At 70.1% G+C, this 6793-nt stretch carries 5 protein-coding genes; 3 read left to right on the top strand and 2 right to left on the bottom strand.

Annotated features, from left to right (window positions below; translation table 11 throughout):
• Positions 1-673: 673 nt before the first annotated feature.
• Together ACFE76_RS19485 and ACFE76_RS19480 are read right to left on the bottom strand one after the other, a co-directional pair.
• Positions 674-1594 carry a metal ABC transporter solute-binding protein, Zn/Mn family gene (locus ACFE76_RS19485; RefSeq protein WP_375433444.1) on the bottom strand — a complete coding sequence of 307 codons (921 nt, stop codon included), beginning with the start codon at positions 1592-1594 and terminating at the stop codon, positions 674-676.
• Between the two features lie 109 nt (positions 1595-1703).
• Positions 1704-2447, bottom strand: a complete 744-nt coding sequence (locus ACFE76_RS19480; RefSeq protein ID WP_375433443.1) for a GNAT family N-acetyltransferase — start codon at positions 2445-2447, stop codon at positions 1704-1706.
• Positions 2448-2593: 146 nt separating this feature from the next.
• On the opposite strand from ACFE76_RS19480, the gene ACFE76_RS19475 reads away from it, so the two are divergent.
• From ACFE76_RS19475 to ACFE76_RS19465, 3 genes are all read left to right on the top strand, one after another.
• Entirely contained in the window at positions 2594-4576 is a 1983-nt protein-coding gene (locus ACFE76_RS19475; RefSeq protein WP_375433442.1) for an FAD/NAD(P)-binding protein, read from the top strand.
• Positions 4566-5672: an LLM class flavin-dependent oxidoreductase gene (locus ACFE76_RS19470; RefSeq protein WP_375433441.1), complete on the top strand. Its 1107-nt coding sequence runs from the start codon at positions 4566-4568 to the stop codon at positions 5670-5672. Before ACFE76_RS19475 ends, ACFE76_RS19470 begins: the two co-directional genes overlap by 11 nt.
• A gap of 196 nt (positions 5673-5868) precedes the next feature.
• Positions 5869-6777 (top strand): glutathione S-transferase C-terminal domain-containing protein, encoded by a 909-nt coding sequence (locus ACFE76_RS19465; protein ID WP_375433440.1) that lies wholly within the window; start codon positions 5869-5871, stop codon positions 6775-6777.
• Positions 6778-6793: the final 16 nt, after the last annotated feature.

Raw genomic sequence — 6793 nt, 5'->3', positions numbered from 1 at the left:
AGGGTCCCGAGATCACCCTCGTCCAATACCGCGATCAGCTCGGACAGGTCCGCATTCAAACGGGTCAGCAGGGCATGGGCACGGCTGAGCGGCTGCTCATCATCGTGCTGCTGATCCCCCGAAACCATGCCTCATTCTATTCGAATGCAGGAATCATTACAAGCAGCTGCCGCGCCGTCGAGAGGCTTGTCGGAGGAGAACCTGGAGCTCGCCGACGAGCCGATCATCAGCCTTGTCGAGCACAAGGTCGTCTCGTTCGAGGATCTTGAGATATGGCGAGCACTCCTGATCATGAGAACGACCTGGGATACGTCCGGGCCTGTGGACATCAGGCGATGCGGTGTGAAGGACACGGCGATGCCTACCGGGCAGCCGCAGGTTCTGCGCGAGCTGATCGATGGTCGAGCTGGTGAGGACCGGACCGACTGCGGCGACCCGTCAGGGAGCACCTCTCCGAGCTCCGCCGATGACACGGCAGGCGCAGAGGAAGGACCCTGCTGTCACCTCGTAAGAGGGGTTCAACCGCCGTGTCTCATCCGGACTTTGAACATCGCAGCGTGAGAAAGGCGGCTCGGATCTCGCCAGAACGTTCGTTCCTCGGGGGGCTTGATTGCGACCGCGTGTCCGTCCTCCCAGACGTCGAGAATGCAACGACGGCGTGGGACGCGGGGCCTCAGCGGCTGAGGCCGGCCGCAACCGCCGCGACGTTCTTGGTCATCCAGGTCAGGTAGGTGTCGCCGGTGGGGAGGGTCTCGGTGACGGGGACGACGGCAATGGTGTTGGTCTTGGCCGCGTTGAGGACGGCTTCGGTCTGGGGGCCGGTGGTCTGTTCGTTGTAGGCGAGCAGCGCCACCTTCTTCTGGTCGAAGAGGTTGAGGGTGTCCTGCAGTACCGCGGGTGGGACGTCGGTGTCTTCTTCGATGGCTTCGCTGAACGCGGCCGGGGTCTGGTTGGTCAGGCCGGCTGCGTCGAGGAGGTAGAGCGGGACGGGTTCGGTGATCGCGACGCCGGTGCCGCCGTGCTGGGTCTTGATGGTGGCTTCGGCTTGTTCCAGCTTGGTCAGCTCCGCGGTGAAGGTAGCGGTGTTGGCCTGGAAGGTGGCGGCGTGGGCGGGCGCGGCCGCGGCCAGGTCGGTGCTGAGCTGGGTGGCGAGCTTGGTCATGGTGGGGAAGTCGTACCAGAGGTGTTCGTTGAACCCACCGGTCGCTGGTTGCTGGTCGTAGCCGGAGAGGGCGGCGACGTTGATCAGCGTGGGTGTGGTCGGGGCTGAGGCGAGCATGGTGTCCATGAAGTCGTCGTAGCCGGCGCCGTTCTCGATGACGAGCTGGGCTTTGGCGAGGGCGAGCTGGGTCTGGGCGTTGGCTTCGTACTCGTGGGGGTCTTTCTCGGGGTCGTCGATGATCGAGGTGACGGTGACGGCGTCGCCGCCGATGGCTGTGGCGATGTCGCCGTACACGTTGGTCGAGGCGACCACGTTGACGGTGCCGGCCGCCGAGGCCGCCGGCGTGCCAGGGGCGCCGCTGGCCGGGCCCGACGAGCACGCCGTGGCGGTGACGGCCACCGTGGTGATGAGCAAGGCCAGAGCGCGGTGCATGCGAAGAGTCCCCTCGAGAGGTTGCGTTGGTCGAGTGTTTGACGAACTCGACCGTACTCTATCGAAAACGATTGTCAAGAGCGCCTAGGGCGGCCACTCGACCGGGCGCTCAGCGAGCGGCCTGGGGCGCCTGGAAGCCGGCGAACTCGACCTCTCGACGGAGCTCGAAGCCGAGGGAGAGGTAGAGGGCGATCGCCGGGGTGTTCGAGGCGGCGGTGTGCAGGAACGGGGTCTCACCGCTCTCGCGGATGAGCGCCGAAACGGCTCGGACCAGCCGGGTAGCCAGTCCCTGACCACGGTGGTCGGGATCGGTACAGACCGCGCTGATCTCACTCCACCCGGGCGGGTGCAGCCGCTCGCCGGCCAGAGCCACGAGCCGGCCCTCACGGCGTAGCCCCAGGTAGGTCCCGAGCTGGTAGGTGTGCGAGCGGAACGGACCCGGCTCGGTACGGGCGACCAGGTCGGCCGCCTCGGCGGCGTCGTCCGCACCGATCACGACCGCCTCGTCGTCGGGCCAGGACTGGTGGGCCGGGGTGGCGACCATCTGGACGCCAGGGACGGTGGCCGCGACGACCCAGCCTGGTGGCCGGAGCTGGGCAAACCCGTTCGGACCAGCGAGCAGGATGCCTTCGTCATCGGTGTACAGCGGTTGCAGGTCGGCCCACGCCTGCGGGTCTTCCGGTGCCGCGATCGCGGCGAAGGGGGACAGGTGCGCCGGGTAGCGGCGAGCGAGACCCTGGCCCACGGCCAGGGCGGCGTGCGGACCGGTGAGCGAGGTCCAGGCGGCGCGGTCGAGCGGATGGCCGGAGGGGCTGGCCGGCGGTACCGTCGAGCCGGAGGTCGGCAGGGTCATGCGGAGCGCAACCGTCGAGATGACGCTCTTACTCCCTGATCATGCCCGGGGCTCGCTCGACCGACTGGGTATCATTCCCGGGTAAGCCACTAGAGATTGTGGCCCGAGCTGGCACCAGCCGAGCTCAGCAGCAGGGAGGAGGCGCGATGACCACAGCACCCACCAGCCGGCCGCGACTGGTCCTCGTCCTCGTCGGGATGGGTCCCCGCGGTGCCGCCCTGCTGGAACGCCTGATCAGCAACGCGGCCGCCGACGACCGCGGACCGGTCGAGGTCCACCTGGTCGACCCGTTCCCGCCGGGGGGCGGCCGGGTCTGGCGGGACGCCCAGTCGGAGCTGTTGCGGCTGAACACCACGGCCGAGGACCTCACCGCCTTCGTCGACCACAGTGTGGCGATCGAGGGCCCGGTGACCCCGGGGCCAACCTTCTACGAGTGGTGCCGCACCTTCGGCGCTGACCTGGCCGAACCGGCGTTGCGCGCCGAAGCCGCTGCCCTCGGTCCGCTGGACTTCCCCAGCCGTCGGCTGGCGAGTGCGTACTTCGGCTACGCCCACGAGCGCAGCCGCCGGGCCGCCCCGACCTCGGTGGAGATCATCACCCACGCCCAGCGGGCGGTCGACGTCCGGCCGGCTGCCGACGGGAACCGCGAGCGGGTCGTGCTCGAGGACGGCGAGACCATCACCGCGGACGCTGTCGTGCTGCTCAACAGCCACGTCGACGTCCGGCCTGCACCGCCGTACGCCGCCCTCGCCGCGTTCGCTGATGATCATGGTCTGACCTACGTCCCGCCGGGGTACGGCGGCGATCTTGATCTTGGTCTGGTCGGGGCTGGTCAGGACGTGATCGTCCGCGGGCTTGGACTTGACTTCGTCGACGTGTTGGTCTTGCTCACCGAGGGCCGGGGCGGCCGGTTCAAGCCGGTCGGCGACGGTCGGCTGCGCTACGAGCGGTCCGGAGCTGAACCCCACCTCATGATCGGGTCCCGGCGCGGGGTGCCGTACCACGCCAAGCCGATGTACTGGCTCCAGACGGCCAAGCCCACGACGACGACCTTCTGCACGTCCGCGGCGGTCGCCGGACTGGTCGCGCGGGGCACCATGATCGACTTCCGTGCCGACCTCTGGCCGTTGATCGGCCGGGAGGTGACCTGGGCGTACTACACCGAGCTCGCCCTCGGTCATCCCGGTCGGGTGAGCGTGCCCTGGGCCGACTTCAGCGCCACCTTCGCCGAGCTGGCGTGGGGGAGCAAGGCGTACGAACGGTGGATCGCCAGCGTCGTGCCGGATCCGGCCGACCGGCTCGACCTCGAGGCGCTGGACCGGCCGCTCGCCGGCGTGCAGGTGCCCGACCGGGCCGCGTTGGCCGAGGTGATCCGCGGGTACCTCCGCCGGGACCTGGCCCGTCGCCAAGACGTCACCTTCAGCGCCGACCTCGGCGCCTTCCACGCGCTGCTCGCCGTCCTGCCGGTCATCGGCCCGGCGCTCGCGTCGCCGCGGATGGACCCGCGGTCGCTGCTCGAGGACTTCTTCGGTTGGTTCATGGGCTTCTTCAGCTTCTACGCCAGTGGTCCGCCACCCGACCGGCTCGAGCAGCTGCTCGCCCTCGAGGAAGCCGGTGTCGTCACCTTCCTCGGCGCGGGCCTGGAGATCGCCACCGATCCGGACCGGCGCGCCTTCGTGGCCCGGTCCAGCAGCGTGCCCGGGGAAGTGTTGGCGCAGACGATGATCGACGCCACGCTGCCAGCCTTCGACCTCGGGCGCACGGTCGACCCGCTGCTGACCGCCCTGGCCGTCCGGGGCGAGGCCGTCAGCCGGGTCCTCACCGCGGCCGACGGCCGGCGCCTGGACACCGGTCAGGTACGGGTCGACGGCGGTCACCGACTGGTGCGGGCCGACGGCTCCAGCGCCCCACGCCGCTTTGCCCTGGGGATGCACACCATGATCAAGTCCGCGGCCTTCGCCCGGCCCGGCAGCAACGGCCCCGTCCACCGGCACAACGACCAGGTGGCCCGCACGCTGCTCAGCCTGCCCCGACCGGCCCCGACGCCGACCCTCGGCGACGCCGACCACGACAGCCGACTCGACCACACCGCCGCGTTCAGCGGCTCAGGAGGACACGATGCCCGTTGAGTTTCTCGGCATGGGAGCCACCAACGACGGCTCCGAGACCACTCCCCGCAGCGGGGGCAGCTTTGACCCCGACTTCACGGTGCGGCTGGCCCGGGCCCACCAGGACCACGGCTGGGACCGGGTCCTCACCGCGTACGGCTCGGGTTCGCCCGACCCGGCCCAGGCCGCGGCCCTGATCGCCACCCACACCGACTCGCTGCAGATCTTGGTCGCGCACCGGCCGAACCTGTCGATCCCGACGTTCGCCGCCAAGACCCTGGCCACGCTGGACCACATCTCCGACGGCCGGGTCACGGTGCACATGATCACCGGCGGCAGCGACCACGAGCAGCAGCGCGAGGGCGACTTCCTGAGCAAGGACGAACGCTACGGCCGGACCCGCGAGTACATCCAGATCCTCAAGCAGGCGTGGACCCGGCACGAGCCGTTCGACTACACCGGCGAGCACTACCGGTTCGCCGACTTCGTCTCCGACGTCTTTCCGGTCCAGGAGCCGCGTCCCCAGATCAGCTTTGGCGGCTCGTCCGACGCCGCCTACGCGGTCGGCACCGCCGAGGCGGACGTGTTCTGCCTGTGGGGGGAGCCGTTGGCGGACACCAAGGAACAGATCGAGCGGGTCCGCCGCGAAGCGACCGCCGCTGGCCGGACCGAGCCGCTCAAGATCCAGGTGGCCTTCCGGCCGATCCTCGCGGCCACGGAGGCCGCGGCCTGGGCCAAAGCGGACGACGTCGTACGCCGGATCGAAGCGCGGCGCGCCCAATCCAAAGAGCCGGGCGGCCAGCAGTTCCGGCGCGGTCCCGGAGCCCCCGAGAACACCGGCTCCCAGCGGTTGCTCGCAATCGCCGACCGGGGCGACCGGCACGACACGATCCTGTACTCCGGCACCGCCAAGGCCACCGGCGGCGCCGGTAACTCCAACGCGCTCGTCGGCACCCCCGAGCAGGTTGCCGAAGCACTGCTCGCCTACGTCGACCTGGGCGTGACCATCCTCTCGGCACGGGGCTACGACATGCTGCAGGACGCGGTCGACTTCGGGGACCAGGTGATTCCGCTGGTCCGGGCCGAGGTCGCCCGCCGCGAGGCCGTAGCTGCCTGAGTGGACCCAGAGGCTGTCCCGCCGAGCGGTCGGCCGACCCCGCGGCCCCCGAAGTCGGCTACGCTCGAGGCCGTCACGAGCACAGTGCCCGACCCCGACCCGTTCTGCTTCGCGGTGGATCAGCCCGGGTGACGACAGGGCGACGCCCGTCCGAGCGCGGTGAACGCGCACCTCTCCGTCCCCTGAGGAAACCCGAATGACCACGACCGCACCGCACTCTGCGCGGTACGCCAGCCCCGTCAACCACGAGCGGTACGGGCAGTACCGGGTGTCCCAGCGCCCCGACGACCCTCGTCCGCTCTATCGTTTCACCGGCCGGTTGAGTGCCGACGGGCGGAGCGGGTTCCAGGCCGAGGCCGACCGCTATCACCTGTACGCCGGCTGGTTCTGCCCCTGGGCGCAGCGGGTCGTCCTCGAGATCGCGCTCAACGGCCTGACCGACGTGATCGGGGTGTCCTACGTCGACGACGCCCGCGACGGCCGGGGCTGGGCGTTCCGGGAGACCCACGGACCTGACCCGGTGAACGGGTTCATCCTGCTGCGGCAGGCGTACGAGGCGACTGAGCCGGGCTTCGACGGCCACGTGAGCGTGCCGACGTTGTGGGACACCCAGACGGGTCGGATCGTCAGCAACGACTACCGCACGCTGGGCATCGACCTCGCCACCCAGTTCGGCGGGTTCCGCTGGCCGGGGGTGGACACCTACCCGGCCGACCTTCGCGACGAGATCGAACAGCTCGACACCTGGATCGGGCCGGCCGTGAACTCCGGCGTGGCCCGGGCTCGCGGCGAGGGCCCTGACGCCGAACGCGCTCGGGTCCAGCTGCTCAGCGCATTCGCCCGGCTCGACGAGCTGCTTGCCGACCGCACCTTCCTGGTCGGACGGGGCGTCACCGAGGCCGACATCCGGCTCTGGGTGACCCTGGTCCGCTACGACGTCCAGACCAACGCCACCGGTCGGGTCGGACCGCCGCTGAGCGCCTTTCCGCACCTGGCCCGCTACACCGCCTGGCTCGCCGAGCTGCCGTCCTTCCGCTCGACCACCCGCTGGGCCAGCTTCAGCGCAGCCGGGGCGTCACCGTCGTTCGGGCCGCCCGTCAGCTGAGGGGGGCCGATCAGCT

This window comes from uncultured Friedmanniella sp. (genome assembly GCF_964244005.1).
Lineage (GTDB): Bacteria > Actinomycetota > Actinomycetes > Propionibacteriales > Propionibacteriaceae > Microlunatus.
This window is presented reverse-complemented; position numbering and strand designations above follow the sequence as displayed.

What these genes read in the sequence shown, in the direction of transcription:
- ACFE76_RS19465 (WP_375433440.1), top strand. Translation starts at nt 5,869, where the DNA reads ATGACCACGACCGCACCGCACTCTGCGCGGTACGCCAGCCCCGTCAAC.
- ACFE76_RS19475 (WP_375433442.1), top strand. Translation starts at nt 2,594, where the DNA reads ATGACCACAGCACCCACCAGCCGGCCGCGACTGGTCCTCGTCCTCGTC.
- ACFE76_RS19485 (WP_375433444.1), bottom strand. Translation starts at nt 1,594, where the DNA reads ATGCACCGCGCTCTGGCCTTGCTCATCACCACGGTGGCCGTCACCGCC.
- ACFE76_RS19480 (WP_375433443.1), bottom strand. Translation starts at nt 2,447, where the DNA reads ATGACCCTGCCGACCTCCGGCTCGACGGTACCGCCGGCCAGCCCCTCC.
- ACFE76_RS19470 (WP_375433441.1), top strand. Translation starts at nt 4,566, where the DNA reads ATGCCCGTTGAGTTTCTCGGCATGGGAGCCACCAACGACGGCTCCGAG.